Origin of the sequence: Streptomyces sp. NPDC059452, from assembly GCF_042750035.1 — a bacterium.
Lineage (GTDB): Bacteria > Actinomycetota > Actinomycetes > Streptomycetales > Streptomycetaceae > Streptomyces.
On sequence record NZ_JBHYVE010000030.1, the window covers coordinates 69,763 to 92,251 of the forward strand.

At 70.3% G+C, this 22,489-nt stretch carries 22 protein-coding genes and 1 pseudogene; 4 read left to right on the forward strand and 19 right to left on the reverse strand.

The window, feature by feature from the left end; genetic code table 11:
• Nucleotides 1-7 precede the first annotated feature (7 nt).
• Both ACFW9Z_RS30590 and ACFW9Z_RS30595 read left to right on the forward strand, forming a co-directional pair.
• The gene (locus ACFW9Z_RS30590; RefSeq protein ID WP_384645848.1) at nucleotides 8-979 is read left to right on the forward strand and encodes an ADP-ribosylglycohydrolase family protein; all 972 of its coding nucleotides are present in this window, start codon (nucleotides 8-10) and stop codon (nucleotides 977-979) included.
• A gap of 79 nt (nucleotides 980-1,058) precedes the next feature.
• Nucleotides 1,059-1,508 (forward strand): SPW repeat protein, encoded by a 450-nt coding sequence (locus tag ACFW9Z_RS30595; protein WP_384645849.1) that lies wholly within the window; start codon nucleotides 1,059-1,061, stop codon nucleotides 1,506-1,508.
• 162 nt (nucleotides 1,509-1,670) lie between these two features.
• Here the strand turns inward: ACFW9Z_RS30595 and ACFW9Z_RS30600 are convergent, their stop codons facing one another.
• The 12 genes from ACFW9Z_RS30600 to ACFW9Z_RS30655 all read right to left on the reverse strand — a co-directional run bounded on the left by ACFW9Z_RS30600 (nucleotide 1,671) and on the right by ACFW9Z_RS30655 (nucleotide 14,008).
• The gene (locus tag ACFW9Z_RS30600; protein ID WP_384645850.1) at nucleotides 1,671-4,511 is read right to left on the reverse strand and encodes a DEAD/DEAH box helicase; all 2,841 of its coding nucleotides are present in this window, start codon (nucleotides 4,509-4,511) and stop codon (nucleotides 1,671-1,673) included.
• Between the two features lie 82 nt (nucleotides 4,512-4,593).
• On the reverse strand, nucleotides 4,594-5,487 hold the full coding sequence (locus ACFW9Z_RS30605) for a diacylglycerol kinase (RefSeq protein WP_384645851.1): 894 nt from the start codon (nucleotides 5,485-5,487) through the stop codon (nucleotides 4,594-4,596).
• A gap of 19 nt (nucleotides 5,488-5,506) precedes the next feature.
• Complete coding sequence (tatC, locus tag ACFW9Z_RS30610; protein WP_384645853.1) at nucleotides 5,507-6,472, reverse strand: twin-arginine translocase subunit TatC; 966 nt, start codon at nucleotides 6,470-6,472, stop codon at nucleotides 5,507-5,509.
• 48 nt (nucleotides 6,473-6,520) lie between these two features.
• Nucleotides 6,521-6,817, reverse strand: a complete 297-nt coding sequence (gene tatA / locus ACFW9Z_RS30615) for a Sec-independent protein translocase subunit TatA (RefSeq protein WP_384645854.1) — start codon at nucleotides 6,815-6,817, stop codon at nucleotides 6,521-6,523.
• A gap of 218 nt (nucleotides 6,818-7,035) precedes the next feature.
• Nucleotides 7,036-7,233, reverse strand: coding sequence for a hypothetical protein (locus ACFW9Z_RS30620; protein ID WP_384645855.1), 198 nt, complete (start codon nucleotides 7,231-7,233; stop codon nucleotides 7,036-7,038).
• A gap of 34 nt (nucleotides 7,234-7,267) precedes the next feature.
• Entirely contained in the window at nucleotides 7,268-7,567 is a 300-nt protein-coding gene (locus ACFW9Z_RS30625) for a hypothetical protein (RefSeq protein WP_384645856.1), read from the reverse strand.
• 23 nt (nucleotides 7,568-7,590) lie between these two features.
• Nucleotides 7,591-8,547, reverse strand: coding sequence for a helix-turn-helix transcriptional regulator (locus tag ACFW9Z_RS30630; RefSeq protein WP_384645857.1), 957 nt, complete (start codon nucleotides 8,545-8,547; stop codon nucleotides 7,591-7,593).
• A gap of 19 nt (nucleotides 8,548-8,566) precedes the next feature.
• Nucleotides 8,567-9,520, reverse strand: coding sequence for a helix-turn-helix transcriptional regulator (locus ACFW9Z_RS30635; RefSeq protein ID WP_384645858.1), 954 nt, complete (start codon nucleotides 9,518-9,520; stop codon nucleotides 8,567-8,569).
• Nucleotides 9,521-9,715: 195 nt separating this feature from the next.
• Nucleotides 9,716-10,087: an FKBP-type peptidyl-prolyl cis-trans isomerase gene (locus tag ACFW9Z_RS30640; RefSeq protein ID WP_128850884.1), complete on the reverse strand. Its 372-nt coding sequence runs from the start codon at nucleotides 10,085-10,087 to the stop codon at nucleotides 9,716-9,718.
• A gap of 169 nt (nucleotides 10,088-10,256) precedes the next feature.
• Complete coding sequence (locus ACFW9Z_RS30645; protein ID WP_384645860.1) at nucleotides 10,257-11,237, reverse strand: FKBP-type peptidyl-prolyl cis-trans isomerase; 981 nt, start codon at nucleotides 11,235-11,237, stop codon at nucleotides 10,257-10,259.
• Nucleotides 11,238-11,377: 140 nt separating this feature from the next.
• The gene (gene pafA / locus ACFW9Z_RS30650; RefSeq protein WP_384645861.1) at nucleotides 11,378-12,739 is read right to left on the reverse strand and encodes a Pup--protein ligase; all 1,362 of its coding nucleotides are present in this window, start codon (nucleotides 12,737-12,739) and stop codon (nucleotides 11,378-11,380) included.
• A gap of 9 nt (nucleotides 12,740-12,748) precedes the next feature.
• Nucleotides 12,749-14,008 (reverse strand): MFS transporter, encoded by a 1,260-nt coding sequence (locus tag ACFW9Z_RS30655; RefSeq protein WP_384645862.1) that lies wholly within the window; start codon nucleotides 14,006-14,008, stop codon nucleotides 12,749-12,751.
• 133 nt (nucleotides 14,009-14,141) lie between these two features.
• Here ACFW9Z_RS30655 and ACFW9Z_RS30660 point away from each other — a divergent pair, with 133 nt between their 5' ends.
• A complete protein-coding gene (locus ACFW9Z_RS30660; RefSeq protein ID WP_384645863.1) occupies nucleotides 14,142-15,176 on the forward strand; it encodes a LacI family DNA-binding transcriptional regulator in 1,035 nt (344 codons plus the stop codon).
• 47 nt (nucleotides 15,177-15,223) lie between these two features.
• Here the strand turns inward: ACFW9Z_RS30660 and prcA are convergent, their stop codons facing one another.
• The 6 genes and pseudogenes from prcA to arc all read right to left on the reverse strand — a co-directional run bounded on the left by prcA (nucleotide 15,224) and on the right by arc (nucleotide 21,108).
• Nucleotides 15,224-16,051 carry a proteasome subunit alpha gene (gene prcA / locus ACFW9Z_RS30665; protein ID WP_384645864.1) on the reverse strand — a complete coding sequence of 276 codons (828 nt, stop codon included), beginning with the start codon at nucleotides 16,049-16,051 and terminating at the stop codon, nucleotides 15,224-15,226.
• A gap of 58 nt (nucleotides 16,052-16,109) precedes the next feature.
• A complete protein-coding gene (gene prcB / locus ACFW9Z_RS30670) occupies nucleotides 16,110-16,955 on the reverse strand; it encodes a proteasome subunit beta (RefSeq protein WP_384645866.1) in 846 nt (281 codons plus the stop codon).
• Nucleotides 16,907-17,093, reverse strand: a pseudogene (locus ACFW9Z_RS30675) (endonuclease domain-containing protein); the annotation flags it as partial. The gene prcB and the pseudogene ACFW9Z_RS30675, both read right to left, overlap by 49 nt.
• Nucleotides 17,094-17,246: 153 nt before the next feature.
• Nucleotides 17,247-17,465, reverse strand: coding sequence for a ubiquitin-like protein Pup (locus ACFW9Z_RS30680; protein ID WP_003970166.1), 219 nt, complete (start codon nucleotides 17,463-17,465; stop codon nucleotides 17,247-17,249).
• Nucleotides 17,466-17,595: 130 nt separating this feature from the next.
• On the reverse strand, nucleotides 17,596-19,107 hold the full coding sequence (gene dop / locus ACFW9Z_RS30685; RefSeq protein WP_384645867.1) for a depupylase/deamidase Dop: 1,512 nt from the start codon (nucleotides 19,105-19,107) through the stop codon (nucleotides 17,596-17,598).
• 234 nt (nucleotides 19,108-19,341) lie between these two features.
• On the reverse strand, nucleotides 19,342-21,108 hold the full coding sequence (arc, locus tag ACFW9Z_RS30690) for a proteasome ATPase (RefSeq protein ID WP_384645868.1): 1,767 nt from the start codon (nucleotides 21,106-21,108) through the stop codon (nucleotides 19,342-19,344).
• 241 nt (nucleotides 21,109-21,349) lie between these two features.
• Between arc and ACFW9Z_RS30695 the strand changes: the two genes are divergently transcribed.
• On the forward strand, nucleotides 21,350-21,661 hold the full coding sequence (locus tag ACFW9Z_RS30695) for a ferredoxin (protein ID WP_384645869.1): 312 nt from the start codon (nucleotides 21,350-21,352) through the stop codon (nucleotides 21,659-21,661).
• Nucleotides 21,662-21,708: 47 nt separating this feature from the next.
• On the opposite strand, the gene ACFW9Z_RS30700 is transcribed toward ACFW9Z_RS30695, so the two are convergent.
• A complete protein-coding gene (locus tag ACFW9Z_RS30700) occupies nucleotides 21,709-22,287 on the reverse strand; it encodes a hypothetical protein (protein ID WP_384645877.1) in 579 nt (192 codons plus the stop codon).
• Nucleotides 22,288-22,489: the final 202 nt, after the last annotated feature.

The window sequence follows — 22,489 nt, forward strand, 5'->3', positions numbered from 1 at the left end:
TGACCGGATGATCTCCCCGCACCTGCCCCCTCGGGCCGCCCGGGCGGCCGGAGCCGTCATCGGCTCGGCCGTGGGCGACGCGCTCGGCGCCCCCTTCGAGTTCGGCCCGGCCGGAGTGTTCACCGCCCGCTTCACCGATGGCGTGGGGACGCTGTGCGGAGGCGGCGGCTGGGACCCGGGCGAGGCGACGGACGACACGCAGATGGCCGTACTGGTCGGGGAGTCGCTGCTGGAGCGGGGCGGCCTGGACCTGCCCGACATGTTCGGCCGCTTCCGGCGGTGGGCGGCGGGCGAGCCGAAGGACATCGGCCTCCAGACCGAGGACGTACTGACCAACGGCGAGCCGTGGGACCTGGCCGCGGCCCTGCACTTCCAGGTCAACGGGCGGGCCGCGGGCAACGGCTCGCTGATGCGGGCGACCACGTCGGCGGTGTACTTCGCCCCCGCCGGCCGTACGGTGACGATGGAGGCGGCCCGCCGGATCGCGGCGCTGACCCACGGCGACCGGGCGGCCTGGGAGGGCACCGCCGTCTTCCACGAGCTGGTCCGGGTGGCCCTGGCCGGGGACGACCCGCTCGCCGCCGTCCCGGACGCCCTGGCCGAGGTACACGCGGACCACCGGCCACGCTGGGCAACAGTCCTCGCACCCGGCTGGCACCCCGCCCTGGCGACCGAGTTCAACGGAGCGGTCTGGCCCTGTCTGGGCACCGCCCTGTGGGCCCTGCGCACGACAGACACGTTCGAGGACGCGCTGGCCGCCGCCGTGGACGTGGGCGGGGACACCGACACGGTGGCCGCCGTGACGGGCGGCCTGGCCGGGGCGGTGTACGGGATCGACGCCGTCCCGGACCGCTGGACCGGGCTCCTCCACGTACCGCTGCCGGGGTACGGGGACCGGGTGCTGCGGACACCGGATCTGCTGGCCCTCGCGGAACAGCTGGACAGGGGCGCCACCCGGATTCACATAAGGGGCAGATAAGAGCAGAATAGACATATGGGCGCTTGGCGCACACTCCGCACGGCGTCAGGGCCCGCAGGACCGAAGGAGACGAAATCTCATGAGCAACGTCTCAGACGCCAGAAGTGACATCAGGAGTGACCTGTCGGGTCACCCCGACGCCTCAGAAATGCGCGCGCGGTACGACAAGATGATGGGCGGCCGCGATGTGGCGCTGGTGGACGCGCCGGTGTTCCTCGTCGGCCTCTACTGCGCCGTCTCCCCCTGGGTGCTCCACTTCACGGCCAGCCAGCCCGCCCTGGTGACGCACAACCTCGTGATGGGTATCGCGATCGCGGTACTGGCCCTGGGCTTCACCGCGATGCCCGAGCGCATGTACGGCCTGAGCTGGGCGATGTGCGCCATCGGTGCGTGGATCATCGTGTCGACCTGGGTGGTCGGGAGCAGCCCGGACGCCGGAGTGGTCCTCAACAACATCATCGTCGGCGGACTGACGGTGCTGCTGGGCCTGGTCTGCGCCGGAGCGGCAATGAGAAGCACCCGCACCTGACGAGCCCCGTTCTCAGCCGGTCCGGCGAAACCCAGCCCGTCCGGCGCTTGAGGACAGAACGGGGTCCGGGGCAGAGCCCCGGTTTCGGGAAGGGGTGGGTAGGGGAACAAGCCCGCCGCAGGCGCCCCCACACCCGCCCCCACCCCCGCGCCCCCACCCCCCTCAGCCGACAGAGCTGTACGCCACAACCCCCCGAAGCACCGAGTCAACCGCCTTCCGCGCATTACGGGCCACCGAACTCGCCCCCGCACTCCCCTCCCGAGGAGCCGCCGCAGCCACCTGCCCCAGCACGTCGATCACCTGCTTGCACCACCGTACGAAGTCCCCCGCCGGCATCTCCGCCTCGCGCAGCACCTCGTCCAGCGTGCGCCCGGAGGCCCACATGTAGACCGCCCAGGCGAAGCCGAGATCGGGCTCGCGCTGCCCGACCCCCTCCGTCTGGTTGATCTTGAAGTCCTCCTCCAGGGCATCCAGCCGCCCCCAGATCCGCACCATCTCGCCCATGGCGAGCTTCGCCGGACCGGACGGCAGCTTCGGCGCCACCGCGTCATCGGCCTGCCGCGCCTCGAAGACCAGCGCCGAGACACACGCGGCCAGTTCGGCGGGGTTGAGCCCTTCCCAGACCCCCTCCCGCAGGCACTCGCTGGCGAGCAGGTCCAGCTCCCCGTACAGCCGGGCCAGCCGTCGGCCGTTCTCCGTGACCTCGTTGCCCCGGAGGTAGTCCAGCTCGGTCAGGAGCGCGACGATCCGGTCGAAGGTCCGGGCGATCGTGTTCGTCCGCCCCTCGATCCGCTTCTCCAGCTGCCGCGTGTCCCGCTGCAGCCGGTGGTAGCGCTCGGCCCACCGCGCATGGTCCTCGCGCTCGTCGCACCCGTGGCACGGATGGGCGCGCAGCTCGGTCCGCAGCCGGGCGATCTCGCGGTCGTCGGCCGCGGGCGCCCGCCCCTTGCGGTGCCGGTCGGGCACGATGTGCCCGGCCTTCGTCCGCAGCGCGGAGGCCAGATCGCGCCGGGACTGCGGCGAGCGCGGGTTGAACGACTTCGGCACCCGCATCCGGTCCAGCGCCTCCACCGGCACCGGGAAGTCCATCGAGGCCAGCCGCTTGACCTGCCGCTCGGCGGTGAGCACCAGCGGGCGCGGACCGTCGTGGTGGTCGAACCCGCGGTGCCCGTTGGCCCGCCCGGCGGGCAGACCGGGGTCCAGCACCAGGGCAAGACCCGCGAACTTCCCCGTCGGCACATGGATGACATCGCCCGGCTTCAGCTTCTCCAGCGAGGAGGCCGCCGCCGCCCGCCGCTGCGCCGCGCCCTGCTTGGCGAGCTCCGTCTCCCGGTCCTTGAGGTCGCGGCGCAGCCGCGCGTACTCCTCGAAGTCACCGAGGTGGCAGGTCATGCCCTCCTGGTAGCCCTCCAGGCCCTCCTCGTTGCGCTGCACCTGCCGCGAGATCCCCACGACGGACTTGTCCGCCTGGAACTGGGCGAACGAGGTCTCCAGCAGCTCCCGCGACCGGTGCCGCCCGAACTGCTGCACCAGATTGACGGCCATGTTGTACGAGGGGCGGAAGCTGGAGCGCAGCGGATATGTACGCGTCCCCGCGAGCCCGGCCAGCGCCGTCGGGTCCATGCCGCGCTGCCAGAGGACCACCGCATGGCCCTCGACGTCGATGCCGCGGCGCCCGGCCCGGCCGGTGAGCTGGGTGTACTCGCCGGGGGTGATGTCGGCGTGCTGCTCACCGTTCCACTTGACGAGCTTCTCCAGCACCACCGAGCGCGCGGGCATGTTGATGCCGAGCGCGAGGGTCTCGGTGGCGAAGACCGCCTTCACCAGCCCCCGTACGAACAGCTCCTCGACGACCTCCTTGAACGTCGGCAGCATGCCCGCGTGGTGCGCGGCGATGCCCCGCTCCAGCCCTTCGAGCCACTCGTAGTACCCCAGGACGTGCAGGTCCTCGCCGGGGATGGAGGCGGTCCGCTCCTCGACGATCTCGCGCACCAGCCGGCGCTTGTCCTCGTCGTTGAGCCGGAGCCCGGCATACAGACACTGCTGTACGGCGGCCTCGCAGCCGGCCCGGCTGAAGATGAACGTGATCGCGGGGAGCAGCCCCTCGTTGTCCAGCCGGTCGATGACCTCGGGGCGGCCGGGCGTCCAGATCCGGCTGCGCTGACGCCGCTCGCGCTCGCGGTCGGCCTCGCGCACCATCTTGCCCCGGCGCCGGTCACGCGGGTTGTAGGTGTTCTGGTTCTCCTGCCGGGCGAGCCGGACCAGGTCGGGGTTGACCTCCCGGCGTCCGGCGCCCCGGCCGCCGTGGTCGGTGGCCTCCTCGAAGAGGTCGTACATCTTGCGCCCGGCCATCACGTGCTGCCAGAGCGGCACCGGCCGGTGCTCGGAGACGATCACCTCGGTGGAGCCGCGCACGGTGTCCAGCCAGTCGCCGAACTCCTCGGCGTTGGAGACGGTCGCCGACAGGGAGACCAGCGTCACCGACTCCGGGAGGTGGATGATCACTTCCTCCCACACCGCGCCCCGGAAGCGGTCGGAGAGATAGTGCACCTCGTCCATGACCACGTAACCGAGGCCGGAGAGCGACTGCGAGCCCGCGTACAGCATGTTCCGCAGGACCTCGGTGGTCATCACGACCACCGGTGCCTCGGAGTTGACGCTGTTGTCGCCGGTCAGCAGGCCGACCTTGTCGGCACCGTACCGCTTGACCAGGTCGGCGTACTTCTGGTTGGAGAGCGCCTTGATCGGCGTGGTGTAGAAGCACTTGCGGCCCTGCTCCAGGGCCAGGTGGACGGCGAACTCGCCGACGATCGTCTTGCCCGACCCCGTCGGGGCCGCGACCAGCACCCCCTTGCCCGCCTCAAGAGCCTGGCAGGCCTCGATCTGGAACGGGTCCAGTCCGAACTCGTACATCTCCCGGAAGGGCCCGAGGGCCGTCGCCATCTCGGCCGCACGGGCGCGGGATGCCTGGTATCGCTCAGCTGGTGAGAGGTCCTCTGTCATCTTGCGTACGAGCCTACCCGCCACCTCCGACAGTCAGCCCGATCTTTAAATGCGCTCGGCCGTTCCCCCGGCCGGGCTGCGGTCAGCCCCCGGTGAGCACCCGTACGGCATCCGGCACACAGGTCGCCGTGAGCGGCAGCGCGCCCAGCGGTTCGCCGTCCGCGTACGCCGTGACACCGGCCGCCGCCAGCTCGATCGAGGCGACCCGGTGCGTGGTGACGGCGGGGTGGCTCAGATGCGTGCCCTTGTAGACCTTCGGGAACACCTTGAGGAGCGTGGTGCGCGTGCACTCCCCCACCACGGTCACGTCGAAGAGCCCGTTGTCCATCTCGGCGTCGGCGCAGATGCGCATACCTCCGCCGTACGTGGAGCCGTTGCCCACCGCGATGAGCGTCGCCTCGATCTCCCGGGCCTCTCCCCCGTCGAGCCGGATCCGGTACGGGATCGGGGCGAAGGCGGCCAGTTCGGCGAGGATCGCGAGGTCGTACTTGAAGCGGCCGCCGACGAGGCGCATCCGGTTGCCCCGGTCGTTCACCCGGGAGTCGAAGCCGGAGGCGAGGACGGAGCCGAACCAGCGGGTGCCGACGCGTCCGAGGTCGATGGAGCGGTGGCCGCCCGCCTTGAGCGCCCGCGCGGCCAGCGCTCCGGCGGCGGCCGGGTCACGGATCGGCAGGCCCAGCGCACGGGCGAAGTCGTTGCCGGTGCCGACGGCGACGACGCCCAGCGGCGTACTCGTCCCCGCGACGGCCTGGAGGGCGAGGGACACCAGCCCGTCCCCGCCCACGGCTATCAGCGCCCCGGTCCCCGCCGCCACGGCCTCGCGGGCCCGGCGCAGGGCGTCGTCGGCATCCTCGCCGAGCACCGTACGGACGGAGAATCCGGCGGCCCGCAACGCGGAAGCGGCCGGTTGCGCGGCGTGCGCGCCCCGGCCGCGTCCCGCGGTGGGATTGACGAAGAGGGTGATCTCGCTGGTCACCCTTCCGGACCCTACAAGGTCAGGTGATGTCGTCGTAACCGTTGAGCCGGTGCGACCGGGAGCCGTCCGATTCGCCGGAAGCCTGCTCCGGAAGCGCCCGGCGCGGGGCCGCCACGGGCTCGACCCCTCCGACCGCCTCGGGGGTCAGATCGAGCGGTGACGCCTCGTCGTCGCTGAGCTCGGCGTCGGGGTTGTTGCGGTTGCGGCGCTTGTCGTTGAGCAGCGAGATCCCGACGGCGATGAAGTAGAGCACCGCGAGCGGTCCGGCCAGCAGGAGCATCGACAGGGGCTCGCCACCGGGCGTGGCGATGGCGGAGAAGGCGGTGAGGCCGACGATCATTCCGCGCCACCAGCCGAGCATCCGCTTCCCGGAGACGACACCCGTCATGTTGAGCGCGACGAGCAGCAGGGGCAGCTCGAAGGCGAGCCCGAAGACGATCACCATCCGGACGAGCAGGTCCAGATAGCTGTCGAGCTCGATCTGGTTCTGCACGTTCGCGGGGGTGAACCCGAGCATGATCTCGGCGGTCTGCGGCAGGATCGCGTAGGCGAGGTAGCTGCCCGCGACGAAGAGGGGGGCGCCCACGGCGGCGAACGCGTAGGCGTAGCGCTTCTCGCCCTTGTGGAGGCCGGGGGCCACGAAGGCCCACAGCTGGAACAGCCAGACCGGGGTGGCCAGCAGGACGCCGGACATCAGGGCGACCTTGAGGGCGTTGGTGAACGGGGCCAGCAGCGTGTTGGTCTTCAGCAGCGCGCAGGGCTTGCCGTCGACCTCCGTGACCACACCGCCCTCGCACCCGACGGAGGAGAGGAGGGGACGCAGAAGGAAGTCGTAGATCTCCTTCTGGAAGAACGCCGCCACGATCGTCACGACGACGATCGCCAGCACGGCCTTCAGCAGCCGGTTACGCAGCTCACGCAGGTGATCGAGGAGAGGCATCCGCCCCTCTTCGTCCTTCTCCTGCTTGCGGGCAGACTTGAGCAACCCACTTCCCTCGTCTCGTGCGGCGGCTGTCGGCGGAACGCGTCGGCGTCAGCTCTGGGTGGTGGGCTTGGGGTCGCTGACCGGACGGGCGCTGGTGACGTCACCCGGAGCGGCCTGGATGGTGCGGGCGGTGGTGGACTGCGGAGGGGCCGGGTCCGCGACGGTCTCCGTCGTGGGCGCCGCGGTCGCCGCGTCGTCCTTCTTCATCGCCTTGGCCTCGCTCTTGAGGATGCGGGCCGACTTGCCGAGCGAACGCGCCATGTCGGGAAGCTTCTTGGCACCGAAGAGCAGCAGGATGACAGCGATGATCAGAACGATCTCTAGGGGCTTCAGATTGCCGATCATGTGCGACTTCCTTCTCACTGAGGCGGCTGGAGGGTGGGCTCGCTACCCGTTCGACCGGGCATGTGTCCGATCGTTGCGCTTGGCAGCGATCGTAACCCCCGGGAGTAAACGCGAGGCAATGCCCGTGCGTACTCCCGATTGCGGCCCCCGCCCTTCCTGCCTGGGCCGACCCTTGAAGCGTACCCCTCCGCCACCGGGGAACATCAGGCCGCGGCCCGTCACCGCAGGCTGTCGCCGGTGGCCGCGAGGCGGGTCGCCGCCCGTTCGAGGTCCTCGGAAGCCCGGCTGATCCGCTCGGTGGTGGTGGTGACCTGACGGCCGAGGCGCTGGACCTCGACGAAGACCCGGACGGCGAGTACGCCGAGGACGGCGACGCCCAGGAAACCCAGGGCGATGGCGAGCATGGGCCAGAACATGCGGCGGTGCCTCTTCCTACAGGGCTACGGGGCGCTACGGGGCGGCGTGCAGGCGCAGGGTCCGTACGCCGCCGCCGGTGAGCAGTTCGATGATGCGCTCCCCGGCGGGCTTGCGGACCGGGGCGGAGCACTCCGGGCAGGTGAAGGTGTAGAAGGTGGTGCGGCTGGTGGCTCCGATGGCCAGGCGCAGCGCTCCCGCCGCCAGCTCGAAGCGCCCGCGGCAGTCGGGGCAGGCGGCCCGGAACCGTACGGCGCCGGGTACGGGGGCCGGTACCGGTCCGGTGCGGACGGCCCGGCCGGTGGCGGCGACCGGCACGAGGTGCGTCGGGTTCATCTTCGTCTCCGCTCCGGACCGGCTCAGACCGTGCCGTCGTAGGCGGCGAGCGCCTCGCGGGCGGCCAGCCGGGCGCTGTCGGCGAGTTCGGGCGGGGTGACGATGCGGCCGTCCCCGCCGAGGCGGAGGGCGAGGCGGCGCAGCGAGGCCGGGTCGGGGGTGCGCAGGGTGATGCGCAGTCCGCCGCCGGGCAGCTCCTCGGCGCTGTCGTGTGGGTAGTACTCGGCGACCCAGCGGCCGCCGGTGGTGACCTCGATGACGACCTCGGGGTCCTCGGCGGCGGGGTGGACGAGCCCTTCGGAGAGGTCCCGCAGCTCCAGCTCGGGCGGGGCGGCGGGGGCGTCCAGGAGGCGGATCTCGGCGACCCGGTCGAGCCGGAAGGTCCGGCGGTCCTCCGAGAGTCGGCACCACCCCTCCAGGTAGGTGTGGCCGACGGCGAAGAGCCGGATCGGGTCGACCTCGCGTTCGGTGAGCTCGTCGCGGGCGGGCGAGTAGTAGCGCAGCCAGAGGCGGCGGCGCTCGGAGATGGCCCGGTCGACGTCGGCGAAGACACCGCCCTCGGACTCGAAGGTCACCGAGAGCCGGGAGCTGGCCGCGCCGGTCTCCCCGGCCGCCGTCTCCAGCTTGGCGGTGGCCCGGAGCAGGGCGTCCCGGTCGCTCTCGCGCAGTCCGGGCAGGGTCGCGACGGCGCGGGCCGCGACGAGCAGGGCGGTGGCCTCGTCGGCGGCGAGCCGCAGCGGCTCGGCCACGTCGTCCGGGTTGTGCCACCAGATCCGGTCGCCGTCGGTGTCGATGTCGAGGAGGTCGCCGCCCCGGAAGCTGGTCCCGCACATGGGCAGCACGTCGAGGTCGGAGATCAGCTCGTCCTCGGTGATGCCGAAGGCCCGGGCCACGTCCTGGACGTGGGCGCCGGGGCGCTCGCGCAGGTACGTCACCAGGGAGAGCATCCGGCGGGTCTGGTCGATCGCGTTCGTGGCCATCGCTGCGGTCCCTATGTCCTTAGTCCTTGGCCACGGCGCGCAGCCGGTCCACCACATCGGCCCGCAGATCGGCGGGTTCCTCCACGACGACGTCCGGCCCGAACTCGACGAGCCAGGCGTCGAGCCCGTGTCCGTACGGGATCTCCAGCTCGTCCCAGCCCTCCCCGCGCTCCTTGACGGATATCGCCCGCGAGCGCAGCGGGTAACCGGCTCCGGCGCGGAGCCTGATCCGGGCGGTGCGGGTGGCGGTCTCCCCGGCCCAGCTCTCGACGGTCTCGCGGACGGTGACGACGTCGGGCACCTCGGCGGTGAAGGCCCCGGCGCGGGAGCGGACCTTGCCGGTGATGCGGGAGAGCCGGAAGACGCGTTCGGCGCCGCGGCCCCGGTCCCAGCCCGCGAGATACCAGTGGCCGCGCCAGCATTCCAGGGTCCAGGGTTCGACCTGACGCTGCACGGGGGCGGCGGAGTTGGCCTTGCGGTAGTCGAAGGTGACCGGGCGGCGGTCGCGGCAGGCGAGCATCAGGGGCTCGAAGGCCGCCTCGTGGACGGGGATGCGGGGTTCGAGGGCGCTGTGCACCTCGTAGGCGTCCTCGGCCTCGGGCATGCCCGCCGCGCGGAGCTTCTGGAGGGCGCCGCTGGCGGCCCCGGCGAGGCGGGCCTGCTGCCAGACCTTGGCGGCCAGGCCGAGGGCCGCGGCCTCCTCGGCGTCCAGGGTGATGGGGGGCAGCCGGTTGCTGTCGCGGCGGGCCAGGTATCCGGTGTCGCCGTCGAGGTTCTCGACCGTCTCGATGACGAGGCCGAGTTCGCGCAGATCGTCCTTGTCGCGCTCGAACATCCGGTTGAAGGAGTCGTCGGAGCCCGCTTCGAGGTACGCCTCGATGGAGCCGCGGAGCTCACGCTTGCTGAGCGGGCGCCGGGTCCCGAGCAGACACAGCGCGAGGTTCATCAGCCGCTCGGCCTTGGCAATCGCCATCGACGCCCTTTCTCCATGTGCTCTACGACCGTCGACCGTACCGCCCCGGGGTGTCGGGACCAAAGCGAGCCCGTGGACCGGACAGCGGCGAGGGCCCCCGCCGAACGGCGAGGGCCCTCACTACTGACCGGAACGGGAACGTACGCGACCGGAACGGACCGGACCGCGTGGCTCACGCGACCGGAACGGACCGGATCAGACCGCGACCAGGTCGCAGACGAAGATCAGCGTCTCGCCCGGGGCGATGGCGCTGCCCGCGCCGCGGTCGCCGTACGCGAGGTGCGCGGGGATGGTCAGCTGGCGACGGCCGCCGACCTTCATGCCCTGCACGCCCTGGTCCCAACCGGAGATGACCTGGCCGACACCCAGCTGGAAGGCCAGCGGCGTACCGCGGTTCCAGGAGGCGTCGAACTCCTCGCCGGTGGAGAAGGCCACGCCCACGTAGTGGACCTGGACCCGGTCGCCGGCCTTGGCGACGGGGCCGTCGCCCTCCCAGATGTCCTTGATCTCCAGGTCGGCCGGCGGCTCGCCGCCCGGAAAGTCGATCTCGGGCTTCTCGATGCTCACTGAATTGCTCCTACGAAAGAATCTTGCGGACAGCCGAGCAAGTCTCGCACGGCCGGGTCATCGGCCGTGCGGCGTCGGCCCGGAAGGTGCCGATCCGGATCGGACGGTGCCGGACCGGACCGGACTGGACGGTAACGGGCCGGACCGCGTCGGATCGGATGGTGCCGGGTCAGACCGTGTCGAGGATGTCCACGACGAAGACCAGGTTGTTCTTGGCCAGCTCGCTCGTCCCGCTCTCGCCGTAGGCCAGGGCCGGCGGGATGGTCAGCAGGACGCGGTCACCGATGTGCTTGCCGACCAGGGCCTGGTCCCAGCCCTTGATGACGGCGTTGACCCCGATCGGGAAGACGGTCGCGCCACCGTTGTCCCAGGAGGAGTCGAACTTCTTGCCGTCCTCCCACTTCACGCCCGTGTACTGGACGACGAGCCCTTCACCGGCCTTGACCTCGGCGCCCTCGCCCTTGATCAGCACCTGCTGCTGGAGGTCCTTCGGGGCCTTCTCACCCTTGGGGATGGTGATCGTCGCGGCCTTCTGCGACGGGGCCTTCACCTGGGGCGTACCGGCCTCGGTGGCGGCCTGGGTGCCCTTCGACTCGGCCTTCTTGTCGATCTTCTTGGCGTTGACGATGTCGATGACCCAGACCAGCGTGTCGGCGGGCTTGATGTTGAGCTGCGGGTTGAGCCGGTCACCGACGATGCCCTGGGCCGTGCCCTCGATCTGGAGGCGGCTGCCGACCTTGTGACCGGCCAGGTTGTCCATCACCTTGGCGGGCAGCATCGGACCCTCCTGGCCGACCTCCTGCACGATCTGGGTGCGCGGGGCCTCCGGGTCGGTCCCCAGCCGCTGGGACCAGGTGGAGCCGAGTGCCTCGATGTTCGCGGCGTAGTCCACCCGTACGGTGTCGCCCTTCTTGACCTCGGCCCCCTTTCCGGCCAGGAGCTCGTTCACCACGACCTCGTCGGAGCCCTTGGCGTCGTCGGGCACCTCGATCTTGGGCTCGGCGCCGAACTTCCCGGACACCTTCGCGACGGCCCCCGGCTTCTGCTCGTCGTCGTTCTTGGAGTCGGACCCGCCGCAGGCGGCGGTGAACAGCAGAGCGGGTACGACCAGTGCCGCGGCGACACGCCGGGCAGTCTTTGTGGGGTTCATCAGTCCAACTCGCGAGTAGGGGGGTCCGGACAGTCCCTCCACTCTACGACTTCGCCCCAGGGGCATCAGGGGTACCGACACGGCTGTGCGCCGGAGCTGGTATGCCCCGGCGCACAGCGGCCCTCGGCGGGCCGGCCGGCTCACATCCCGGCGATGAGCTTCTCCACCCGCTCGTCCACGGAGCGGAAGGGGTCCTTGCACAGCACCGTGCGCTGCGCCTGGTCATTGAGCTTGAGGTGGACCCAGTCGACGGTGAAGTCCCGCCGCTGCTCCTGGGCCCGGCGGATGAAGTCGCCGCGCAGCCTCGCCCGGGTGGTCTGCGGGGGCACGGTCTTGCCCTCGAAGATCTTCAGGTCGTTGCAGATGCGGGCGGTCTGCCCCTTCCTCTCCAGCAGGTAGAAGAGGCCGCGGCGACGGTGGATGTCGTGGTAGGCGAGGTCTATCTGGGCGACCCGCGGGTTCGACATGGTCATGTTGTGCTTGGCCCGGTACCGCTCGATGAGCTTGTACTTCATGACCCAGTCGATCTCGGTGTCGATCCGGTCGAGGTCCTCGGCCTCCACCGCGTCCAGCGTGCGGCCCCACAGCTCCAGGACCTGGTCCACGGTGCCGGTGCGGATGCCCCGGCGCTCGACGAAGTCCACGGCCTTCTCGTAGTACTCCCGCTGGACCTCGATGGCCGAGGCCTCTCGGCCGCTGGCGAGGCGCACCTTACGGCGGCCGGTGAGGTCGTGGCTGACCTCACGGATGGCCCGGATCGGGTTCTCCAGGGTGAGGTCGCGCATCACCGTGCCCGCCTCGATCATGCGCAGCACCAGGTCGGTGGCGCCGACCTTGAGGAGCATGGTCGTCTCGGACATGTTCGAGTCACCGACGATGACGTGGAGGCGGCGGTACCGCTCGGCGTCGGCGTGGGGCTCGTCGCGGGTGTTGATGATCGGCCGGGAGCGGGTGGTCGCGGAGCTGACGCCCTCCCAGATGTGCTCGGCGCGCTGGCTGACGCAGTAGACGGCTCCGCGCGGGGTCTGGAGCACCTTGCCCGCCCCGCAGATGAGCTGACGGGTGACGAGGAAGGGGATGAGGATGTCCGCGAGCCGGGAGAATTCTCCGTGCCGGGCCACGAGGTAGTTCTCGTGGCACCCGTAGGAGTTTCCCGCCGAGTCGGTGTTGTTCTTGAAGAGATAGACGTCGCCCGCGATTCCCTCCTCGTGCAGGCGGCGTTCGGCGTCGACGAGCAGGCCTTCGAGAATGCGCTCGCCGGCCTTGTCGTGCGTGACCAGTTCGGTCACGTTGTCGCATTCGGGGGTTGCATATTCCGGATGCGATCCCACGTCGAGGTAGAGGCGGGCGCCGTTCCGCAGAAAGACATTGCTGCTGCGGCCCCATGACACAACACGGCGGAAGAGGTAGCGCGCCACTTCGTCAGGTGACAGTCGGCGCTGTCCCCTGAACGTGCACGTGACGCCGTACTCGTTCTCCAGCCCGAAAATGCGGCGGTCCATGACTGAACATTACGCCTTACGGCCGGTGCTGAAACCGGGTTCGACAGCACCGTTTCGATCATTTTCCGATCCCGCCACAACGGCGGGGGTGCGTACGGGAGCTGCGAGGACCCTTCCGGTGGCCAGGAGGACGACGAGGGCGAGCACTCCGCCGACCCCCGCCACGCCGAAGCTCCAGGCGGTCGAGCCGAGCTCGACGGCCGGTCCCGCGACAGCCGTTCCGGCTGCCGCGCCGACGCCGAAGGTGGTGACGAGCCACGAGAAGGCCTCGGTCACCGTGCCGCGCGGGGCGTGCCGGTCCACCACGAGGAACGAGCACGCGATGGCCGGGGCGAGGAAGACTCCGGCCAGCGCGGCGAGGGCGGCCATGACGGGCACCGAGGGTGTGAGCGTCAACGGCAGGTAGCCCAGCGCCAGGAGGCCGACGATGACCCGCAGCCGCCGCTCGGGCGGACCGGCCCACTGCCTCGCCCCGTAGGCCAGGCCCCCGATCAGGGCGCCGAGACCGAGCGCGGCCATCAGCCAGCCGTACACCGACTCCCGGCCGTGGTCGTCCGCGTAGGCCACACCGGCCACCGTGATGGAGCCGAGCGCGAGCCCGACGAAGAAGAACGCGCCGAGCAGGGCCAGGAGTCCGGGCGAGCGCAGGGCGCCGAGCCAGTGCGCCTCGCGGGGTGCGGAGCGCCAGGCGCGCGAGGGCTCCGACAGGACGACCGACAGCGCGCCCAGGACGCCGATGGCGTTGATGACGAGCAGGGCGGCGGCCGGGGACCAGAGCGAGACGAGGACCGTCACCAGGAGCGGCCCGACGGTGAACATGATCTCCTGCGCCACGGCGTCCATGGCGTACGCCCGGTGCACCTGGTCCTCGCGCTTCAGCACGCTGGGCCACAGGGCCCGCAGCCCGCCCTCCAGGGGCGGTGTGGCGACTCCGGCGAGGACGACGGCGACGTAGGCCAGCGGGAGCGAGCCGAGACCGGAGACGGCCAGCAGGGCCATGCCGAGTGCGGAGAGCACGGCGGCGGGGAGCTGGACGCGCGGCTGCCCGTACAGGTCGACCGCCCGGCCGAGCAGCGGCTGCCCGACGGCGGTGGCGAGCCCGTACGCGGCGGCCAGGGCCCCGGCCAGGGTGTAGCTGCCGCCCTCGGCGCGGGTGAACAGCACGATCGCGATATGGGCGGTGCCGTTGGGCAGCCGCCCCACCAGGGTGCCCGTCAGCAGCCGGGCGGCATGCCGCGCCCGGAGGATGTCCAGATATCCCGCGGCCATGGCCGCCACCTTTCCGCCGGACGGCTTCCACCGCCCGAGGTTTTACGTATAACGTCGAGGTTCATACGTACCATGAGCGCAGTCCGCGGGTCCACCTCGCGGCGGCACGGAAACACCCCGCACGGAGGCCCGAGTGACCGACCCGCACCAGCCCGCTCCGCCCCGGCCCACCAGTCGCGACGTGGCCCGCGCGGCGGGCGTCTCGCAGGCGACGGTCTCGCTGGTGCTGGCCGAGAAGTGGCCGGGCCGGGTCTCCGAGGCCACGGCCCAGCGAGTCCGGGAGGCGGCGGCGGAGCTGGGCTACCGGCCCAATCTGGCCGCCCGCAGTCTGCGGCTCGGCAGCACCAGGACCGCGCTGCTGGTGGTCCCGGCGCTCACCAACGAGTTCTTCGCCCGCGTCTACACCGGGGCCGCCGCCGTCGCCGCCGAGCACGACTTCGGCGTGGTGCTCTACCCCTCGCCGGACGGCACCGGACCGGCCCGGGACCCGTTCGCCTCGGCCCGCGCCGCCCTCGACGGGGTGATCGCCTCCTCCATGGCCTCCGACGCGCTGAGCGCCCTGCACGGGGCCGAGCTGCCGCTGGTGATGCTGGACAGCGATCCGGCCGGGACGGACGCGGCGGCCCATGTGAACCTGGACATCGCCGACGGCATGAGCCAGGTGACGGAGCATCTGCTGGGCCTCGGCCACCGCCGGTTCGTGCATCTGGCCTCCGCCGTGGACACCTGGACGTTCGCGGTCCGGGCGCAGGCGCTGCGGGAGGCGGTGGAGGCGGTGCCGGGCACCGAGCTGCGTACGGTACGGGCCCCGCTCGACGTACGGGCCGGACGGGAGGCGGCCGAGCAGGCGCTGGCCGTGGCCGGGGAGCGGCCCACCGCGATCGTCTGCGACGACGACATCCTGGCGGCCGGGGCCTGCAAGGCGGCCCGTCGGCTGGGGCTGCGCGTCCCGAACGACCTCTCCGTCACCGGCTTCGACGACCTCGCGCTGGCCACCGCGCTCGAACCGGAGCTCACCACCGTGCGACTGCCCGCCGAACAGGTCGGGGAGCGGGGCATGGCGGCGCTGCTCGCGGTGCTGGACGGCCGCCCCGCCGAGCCGGGCAGCCTGCCGGTGCGGCTGGTCGTACGGGGCTCCACGGCACCGCCGCCCGCCGCCCGGGCATGACCGTGCCCCCGGGCCGGGGCCCGGGGGCACGGCGAAGGCGCTGCCGCCTACTCCTCGGTGGCGCCGGACGAACTGCCGGTACCGGTGTCGGTGTTGGTGGTGTCCGTGGAGCCGGTGTCCGTGGAGTCGGTCTCCTCGGTGTCGGACGGGGCGTCCGTCGGGGTGGCGCTCGCCGCTTCCGCGTCGAGCAGCCGGGTCAGCTGGCGGCCGACGATCCGCTTGAACTTGCGCTGCTGGGGCCGCGTACGGTCCAGCACCGCGACTTCGAGGCGCTCGGCGGGAATCTCCCGCTCGCCGCCCCCGGGCTCCCGGGAGAGCGCCTGGACGGCCAGCTTGAGCGCCTCGGCGAGCGTCATGCCGTCGCGGTGGCGCTGGTCGAGGAAGCTGCTGATCTGCTCGGCGTTGCCGCCGACCGCGACCGAGCCGTGCTCGTCCACGATCGAACCGTCGTGCGGCAGCCGGTAGATCTGGTCGCCCTCGGGGGCGGTGCCGACCTCGGCGACGACCAGCTCCACCTCGTACGGCTTCTCGGCCGCGCTGGAGAAGATCGTGCCGAGGGTCTGGGCGTAGACGTTGGCCAGCCCACGGGCCGTCACATCGTCCCGGTCGTAGGTGTATCCGCGCAGGTCGGCGTAGCGCACGCCGCCGATGCGGAGGTTCTCGTACTCGTTGTACTTGCCGGCGGCCGCGAAGCCGATCCGGTCATAGATCTCGCTGAACTTGTGCAGCGCACGGGACGGGTTCTCGCCGACGAACACAATGCCGTCGGCATACTGCAGCACAACGAGGCTGCGACCACGGGCGATGCCCTTGCGGGCGTATTCCGCCCGGTCGGCCATGGCCTGCTGGGGTGAGACATAGAACGGCGTCGACACCGGCTATCCGTCCCTTTCTGTCAGTGACGAGTGCATCTCGGAGGGCTCGGAGTCCGGATCAGAGCAGCGCGGCGCGCGGGCCGTCGGGCTGCTCCAGGCGGCGTTCCAGGATGGAGCGCGCGATGCCGGCGGACTCCTGGTCGCCCAGCCTCCGGAAGCCTTCGTCGGTGATGACGGTGACGATCGGGTAGATCCGGCGGGCCACGTCCGGGCCGCCGGTCGCCGAGTCGTCGTCGGCGGCGTCGTACAGCGCCTGTACGACCAGGGTGAGGGCCTGCTCCTCCGTCAGATCCTCGCGGTAGAGCTTCTTCATCGAGTTGCGGGCGAAGATCGAGCCGGAGCCGGTGGCCGCGTAACCGGTCTCCTCGGTGCGGCCGCCCGTGACGTCGTAGGAGAAGATGCGGCCCTTCTCCCGGTCGACGTCGTACCCCGCGAAGAGCGGCACCACGGCCAGGCCCTGCATGGCCATGGCGAGGTTGGAGCGGATCATGGTGGAGAGCCGGTTGGCCTTGCCCTCCAGGGAGAGCTGGGCGCCCTCGACCTTCTCGAAGTGCTCCAGCTCCAGCTGGAACAGCTTGACCATCTCCACGGCCAGTCCGGCGGTGCCGGCGATGCCCACCGCGGAGTACTCGTCGGCCGGGAAGACCTTCTGCATGTCGCGCGTCGCGATCATGTTGCCCATGGTGGCGCGCCGGTCACCGGCCAGGACCACACCGCCGGGGAAGGACGCCGAGACGATGGTCGTCCCGTGCGGTGCCTCGATGGCCCCCTGGAGCGGCGGCAGGCTCCGGTTGCCCGGGAGCATCTCGGGAGACTGGTCGGACAGGAAGTCCATGAACGAGGACGATCCCGGCGTCAGGAAGGCAGCTGGTAGACGCCCGGTGCTACGAGTGTTGGCTTCCACGCGTTTCCCTCCAGGTATGCGATGGCCCTGCGCAAGAGAGTCAGGATCATCCCCCAACTTGCCGATGGCCGAATTGCCGTTGAAGCAAGGTATGCCACGGACCCTACCCGCCCGGGGGCGGTGATCCACATGTTCGGCGGAGGGATCTGTGCCGATCCCGCGCTCGTGAACCGGGGGCGCTCCCCCGGTTCACGAGCGGGGTGACCGCGCACACCGTTGCGTGCGCCGTCACCCCGTCTCCCCGGGGCACTACGGTCGCCCGGAACCCTCCCGGGCGTTCACACTCGTGAACTACTGTCCACCCTTCTGGACAAATGACCTCACGAAGTCCTCGGCGTTCTCTTCGAGGACGTCGTCGATCTCGTCCAGCACCGAGTCGACGTCGTCGCTCAGCTTCTCCTGGCGCTCCGCGAGATCCTCGGACGCCTGCGCGTCCTGCGCCTGCTCCTCGACCTCCTCGGTGGAACGCGTCGCCTTCTGCTGTCCGCCGCCGGTGTCCTTGGTCGCCATGTAGCTCACCCCGCTCGGTTCGAAGCAAATCGAAGCTCTTGATCAGACCCTACCCACGGGGTCCGACATTTGGCCCGGTAGTTGTTCAACGTCCGGGCCTCAGGTGATTGATTCCCAGCCCGGACACCTTTCAGCCGCCCGAGAGCACCCGGACCAGCTCCTCCGCCGTACGACAGCGGTCCAGCAGGTCCTTCACGTGCTCCTTGGTGCCCCGCAGCGGCTCCAGGGTGGGCACCCGCTGGAGCGAGTCGCGGTCCGGCAGGTCGAAGATCACCGAGTCCCAGGAGGCGGCCGCCACGTCGTCGGCGTACTGCTCCAGGCAGCGGCCCCGGAAGTAGGCCCTGGTGTCCTCCGGAGGCTTCGTACGGGCCCTGGTGACGTCGTCCTCGTCCAGCAGCCGCTTCATCCGGCCACGGGCCGCCAGCCGGTTGTAGAGCCCCTTGTCGGGCCGTACGTCGGCGTACTGGAGGTCGACCAGGTGCAGCCGGGGTGCGTCCCAGTCCAGCGAGTCACGGCGGCGGTAGCCCTCCATGAGCTCCCGCTTGGCGATCCAGTCCAGCTCACCGGCCAGGCTCATCGGATCGGTCTCCAGCCGGTTGAGCGTGTCCTCCCAGCGGGTCAGGATGTCCCTGGTCTGCTCGTCGGCGTCGGTGCCGTACCGCTCGTCGACGTACTTGCGGGCCAGCTCGAAGTACTCCATCTGGAGCTGGACGGCGGTCAGTGTCCGGCCGTTGCGGAGCGTGATCAGCTGCCTGAGGTCCGGATCGTGCGAGACCTGGTGCAGCGTGCGTACGGGCTGGTCGACCGCGAGGTCGACGTTGATGAAGGCGTCCTCGATCATGGACAGCACCAGGGACGTGGTGCCGAGCTTCAGATAGGTCGAGATCTCCGAGAGATTGGCGTCGCCGATGATCACATGGAGCCGGCGGTACTTCTCCGCGTCGGAGTGGGGCTCGTCCCGGGTGTTGATGATGGGGCGCTTGAGCGTGGTCTCCAGGCCGACCTCGACCTCGAAGTAGTCGGCGCGCTGGCTGATCTGGAAGCCGTGCTCGTGGCCGTCCTGGCCGATGCCGACCCGTCCAGCGCCGGTGACGACCTGGCGGGAGACGAAGAACGGCGTCAGATGGCGCACGATGTCCGAGAACGGGGTCTCCCGCTGCATCAGGTAGTTCTCGTGCGTGCCGTAGGAGGCGCCCTTGTTGTCGGTGTTGTTCTTGTAGAGGTGGATCGGCTGGGCGCCGGGGATGGCGGCCGCCCGCTCGGCGGCCTCGGCCATGATCCGTTCGCCGGCTTTGTCCCAGAGCACCGCGTCGAGCGGGTTGGTGATCTCCGGTGAGCTGTATTCGGGGTGCGCGTGGTCGACGTAGAGCCGGGCACCGTTGGTGAGGATCACATTGGCCAGGCCGATGTCCTCGTCGGTGAGCTGGCTGGAGTCGGCGGTCTCACGGGCGAGGTCGAAGCCTCGCGCGTCGCGCAGCGGATTCTCCTCCTCGAAGTCCCAGCGGGCGCGACGCGCCCGGTGCATCGCCGCCGCGTAGGCGTTGACGATCTGGGACGAGGTGAGCATGGCATTGGCGTTGGGGTGGCCGGGGACGGAGATCCCGTACTCCGTCTCGATGCCCATTACTCGCCGTACGGTCATGCGGCCCTCCTTGCCCGGCGTCGGTCCCGTCCGGGAGCGACGCTCAAGTACCGCTGCTTGTCCGGTGCGTATGCGGTGCCCGTCACCGCACTGCGCGACTCGGCGGTACCGCAGAGCCTAGAGCGCCTCTGCGCCGGTGGGGAGATCAATTACGACATTGCTCCGGCGTGGCCGGAACGGGGGAAAACGACCGGCTGCGGATGCCCCTCCGGGCATCCGCAGCCGGTCGGCGTATTACAGGTACTGGCCGGTATTGGCCACCGTGTCGATGGAGCGTCCGGTGTCCGCGCCCTGCTTTCCGGTGACGAGTGTGCGGATGAAGACGATCCGCTCACCCTTCTTGCCGGAAATCCTGGCCCAGTCGTCCGGGTTGGTGGTGTTGGGCAGGTCCTCGTTCTCCTTGAACTCGTCCACGCAGGCCTGGAGGAGATGTGCGACCCGCAGACCCTTCTGGCCGTGTTCCAGGAATGCCTTGATGGCCATTTTCTTTGCCCGGTCGACGATGTTCTGAATCATCGCTCCGGAGTTGAAGTCCTTGAAGTACAGGACTTCCTTGTCGCCGTTGGCGTACGTGACCTCAAGGAAGCGGTTCTCCTCGGACTCCGTGTACATCCGCTCCACGACGGACTGGATCATGGCGTGGGCGGCGGCCGGCCGGGAGCCGGTGTGCTCGGCCAGATCGTCCGCGTGCAGCGGGAGCGACGGGGTCAGGTACTTCGCGAAGATGTCCTTCGCGGCCTCGGCGTCCGGACGCTCGATCTTGATCTTCACATCGAGTCGGCCGGGTCGCAGGATGGCGGGGTCGATCATGTCCTCGCGGTTGGAGGCGCCGATGACGATGACGTTCTCCAGGCCCTCCACACCGTCGATCTCGGCGAGCAGCTGCGGGACGATGGTGTTCTCCACGTCCGAGCTGACGCCGCTGCCGCGGGTGCGGAAGAGGGATTCCATCTCGTCGAAGAAGACGATGACGGGGGTGCCCTCGCTCGCCTTCTCCCGTGCACGCTGGAAGACCAGGCGGATGTGCCGCTCGGTCTCGCCGACGTACTTGTTGAGCAGCTCGGGGCCCTTGATATTGAGGAAGTAGCTCTTCCCCGCGGGCTGCCCGGTCACCTCGGCGACCTTCTTGGCGAGCGAATTCGCGACGGCCTTGGCGATGAGCGTCTTGCCGCAGCCGGGCGGACCGTAGAGCAGGATGCCCTTCGGCGGCCGCAGTTCGTGCTCCTTGAAGAGGTCGGGGTGGAGGTAGGGGAGCTCGACCGCGTCGCGGATCAGCTCGATCTGGTCGCCCAGACCGCCGATCTTGTCGTAGTCGATGTCCGGAACCTCTTCGAGGACGAGCTCCTCGACCTCGCTCTTGGGGACCACCTCGTAGACGTAACCGGACCGGGAGTCGAGCAGCAGGGCGTCACCGGAGCGGATGGTGATGTCCAGCAGCGGCTCGGCGAGCCGCACCACCCTCTCCTCGTCGGTGTGCCCCACCACCAGGGCGCGCTCGCCGTCCTCAAGGATCTCCTTGAGGGTGACGATGTCCCCGGCCCGCTCGAACTCCATGGCCTCGACCACGTTGAGCGCTTCGTTGAGCATGACCTCCTGGCCGCGCCGGAGGTCCTCCAGTTCGACGCTGGGAGACACGTTCACCCGGAGCTTGCGGCCCCCGGTGAAGATGTCGCAGGTGCCGTCCTCGTTGGCCTGCAGGAAGACACCGAAGCCGGCCGGCGGCTGTGCGAGCCGGTCGACCTCCTCCTTGAGCGCCACGATCTGGTCACGCGCCTCACGGAGCGTGTTGGCGAGCCGCTCGTTCTGTGCGGACACACCTGCCAGATTCGTCTGCAACTCGACGATCCGCTCTTCGAGAATCCTCGTATGACGCGGAGAGTCGGCGAGCTTACGTCGCAGGACGGCGATTTCCTGCTCGAGATAGGCAACCTGGCCGGCCGGGTCTTCTGACCCTCGCGCGGGCCGGATGCCGCGGTTGATGTCGTCGTCGTGGGCTGCCACGGTCCTCACCTCCTCCATGGGGAGCTGGACGCTTCCTGACCCTACCTGGGCTGGTGGTGATTGAAACCCCTAGATCACAAAGACTGCGGGGTGTGTCCGATCTTCACCCTTGCGCTCTCCCTCACGTCAAGGGAATACCCACCCTTCGGCATCGGAAAGCCGCCGGTTGTATCGTCGAAGCGTTCAACACCCGTCAGGGCTGGCTCCAATGGGTTCGGATACGCAGGGAACGGCAGGACACATGACCGTGCAGCAGGACTCGCCGGGCGACAGTGACGCGCAGGACCTGGAGGTCTGGATCGACCAGGACCTCTGTACGGGCGACGGCATCTGCGTGCAGTACGCGCCGGAGGTGTTCGAGCTGGACATCGACGGCCTGGCCTATGTGAAGAGCGGCGACGACGAGCTCCTCCAGGACCCGGGGGCCACCACTCCGGTGCCGCTGACGCTCCTCCAGGACGTGGTCGATTCGGCCAAGGAGTGTCCCGGGGACTGCATCCATGTGCGGCGTGTGAAGGACAACGTGGAGGTGTACGGGCCGGACGCGGCCTGACCCGTACGGTCACGCGGTCCCCATAGGGTCACGCGGCAGCCGTACGGTCACACAGCGCGCGCGAGGTCTCCGGAGGTGCGGACGAAGGCGTTGCCCTGCCACCGCCAGGAGGCCTGTTCCTCCTGGTCGGGGCAGCAGCGGGGCACCTCCGGCGAGGAGTAGCCGAACAGGGTCGCCGAGATGCGCCCCTCACGTACGGCGAAGTCGCCGACCGTCTTCTTGTCAGCGGGGTCCACCAGGGTCGCCACGATCCGGGGTGCGGCCCCGCTCCCCTGTGTCAGGACGTAGATGCCGCCCGGCGGGGTCCCGGAGCCCGCGTCGCAGTGCACCACGGCGACGGTTTCCGGCCGTCCGTCGCCGTCGAGGTCCCCGGGGGCCTGCTTCGCCACGGTCGTTCCGGCCCCGCCGCACTCCAGCGGGAACTCCACCCCGGCCGGATCCGGTGCGGCCACGGGCGCGCTCCGCTGGGTCGTGCGCTGCTCGGGGGCCGTGGCGGTCGCCGTGGCCGTACGGGGCTGGAGCAGCCCGGCCAGGGCGACGACGCCGGCCATGGCCGCGGCCGTGGCGAGCCAGTGCACCGGCTTCGTGGCGGTGTGCGCGAGGTCCGGGAGCGCGGAGGTCTGCACGCGGTGTGTCTCCATGTGGTTCCTGGGAGCCCGGGGAGGTGGGTCCGCCCCCGAGGGGTGGCCAGCATCGTGCCACACCTCACACGCCGGGGGAACGGCGGGGTGTGCGCCGGTTCCACCGCCGGGGCGCGCGGCGTCGACAACAAGAAGGCCAACAAGAAGGCGCCGCCGCGGCGGGCCCCCGGGGGGGGGGGGACGGCGC

What these genes read in the sequence shown, in the direction of transcription:
- tatA (WP_384645854.1), bottom strand. Translation starts at nt 6,817, where the DNA reads ATGATCGGCAATCTGAAGCCCCTAGAGATCGTTCTGATCATCGCTGTC.
- ACFW9Z_RS30635 (WP_384645858.1), bottom strand. Translation starts at nt 9,520, where the DNA reads ATGGCGATTGCCAAGGCCGAGCGGCTGATGAACCTCGCGCTGTGTCTG.
- ACFW9Z_RS30695 (WP_384645869.1), top strand. Translation starts at nt 21,350, where the DNA reads ATGACCGTGCAGCAGGACTCGCCGGGCGACAGTGACGCGCAGGACCTG.
- ACFW9Z_RS30595 (WP_384645849.1), top strand. Translation starts at nt 1,059, where the DNA reads ATGAGCAACGTCTCAGACGCCAGAAGTGACATCAGGAGTGACCTGTCG.
- pafA (WP_384645861.1), bottom strand. Translation starts at nt 12,739, where the DNA reads ATGGACCGCCGCATTTTCGGGCTGGAGAACGAGTACGGCGTCACGTGC.
- ACFW9Z_RS30630 (WP_384645857.1), bottom strand. Translation starts at nt 8,547, where the DNA reads ATGGCCACGAACGCGATCGACCAGACCCGCCGGATGCTCTCCCTGGTG.
- ACFW9Z_RS30645 (WP_384645860.1), bottom strand. Translation starts at nt 11,237, where the DNA reads ATGAACCCCACAAAGACTGCCCGGCGTGTCGCCGCGGCACTGGTCGTA.
- ACFW9Z_RS30680 (WP_003970166.1), bottom strand. Translation starts at nt 17,465, where the DNA reads ATGGCGACCAAGGACACCGGCGGCGGACAGCAGAAGGCGACGCGTTCC.
- dop (WP_384645867.1), bottom strand. Translation starts at nt 19,107, where the DNA reads ATGACCGTACGGCGAGTAATGGGCATCGAGACGGAGTACGGGATCTCC.
- ACFW9Z_RS30620 (WP_384645855.1), bottom strand. Translation starts at nt 7,233, where the DNA reads ATGTTCTGGCCCATGCTCGCCATCGCCCTGGGTTTCCTGGGCGTCGCC.
- ACFW9Z_RS30590 (WP_384645848.1), top strand. Translation starts at nt 8, where the DNA reads ATGATCTCCCCGCACCTGCCCCCTCGGGCCGCCCGGGCGGCCGGAGCC.
- ACFW9Z_RS30625 (WP_384645856.1), bottom strand. Translation starts at nt 7,567, where the DNA reads ATGAACCCGACGCACCTCGTGCCGGTCGCCGCCACCGGCCGGGCCGTC.
- ACFW9Z_RS30655 (WP_384645862.1), bottom strand. Translation starts at nt 14,008, where the DNA reads ATGGCCGCGGGATATCTGGACATCCTCCGGGCGCGGCATGCCGCCCGG.
- ACFW9Z_RS30600 (WP_384645850.1), bottom strand. Translation starts at nt 4,511, where the DNA reads ATGACAGAGGACCTCTCACCAGCTGAGCGATACCAGGCATCCCGCGCC.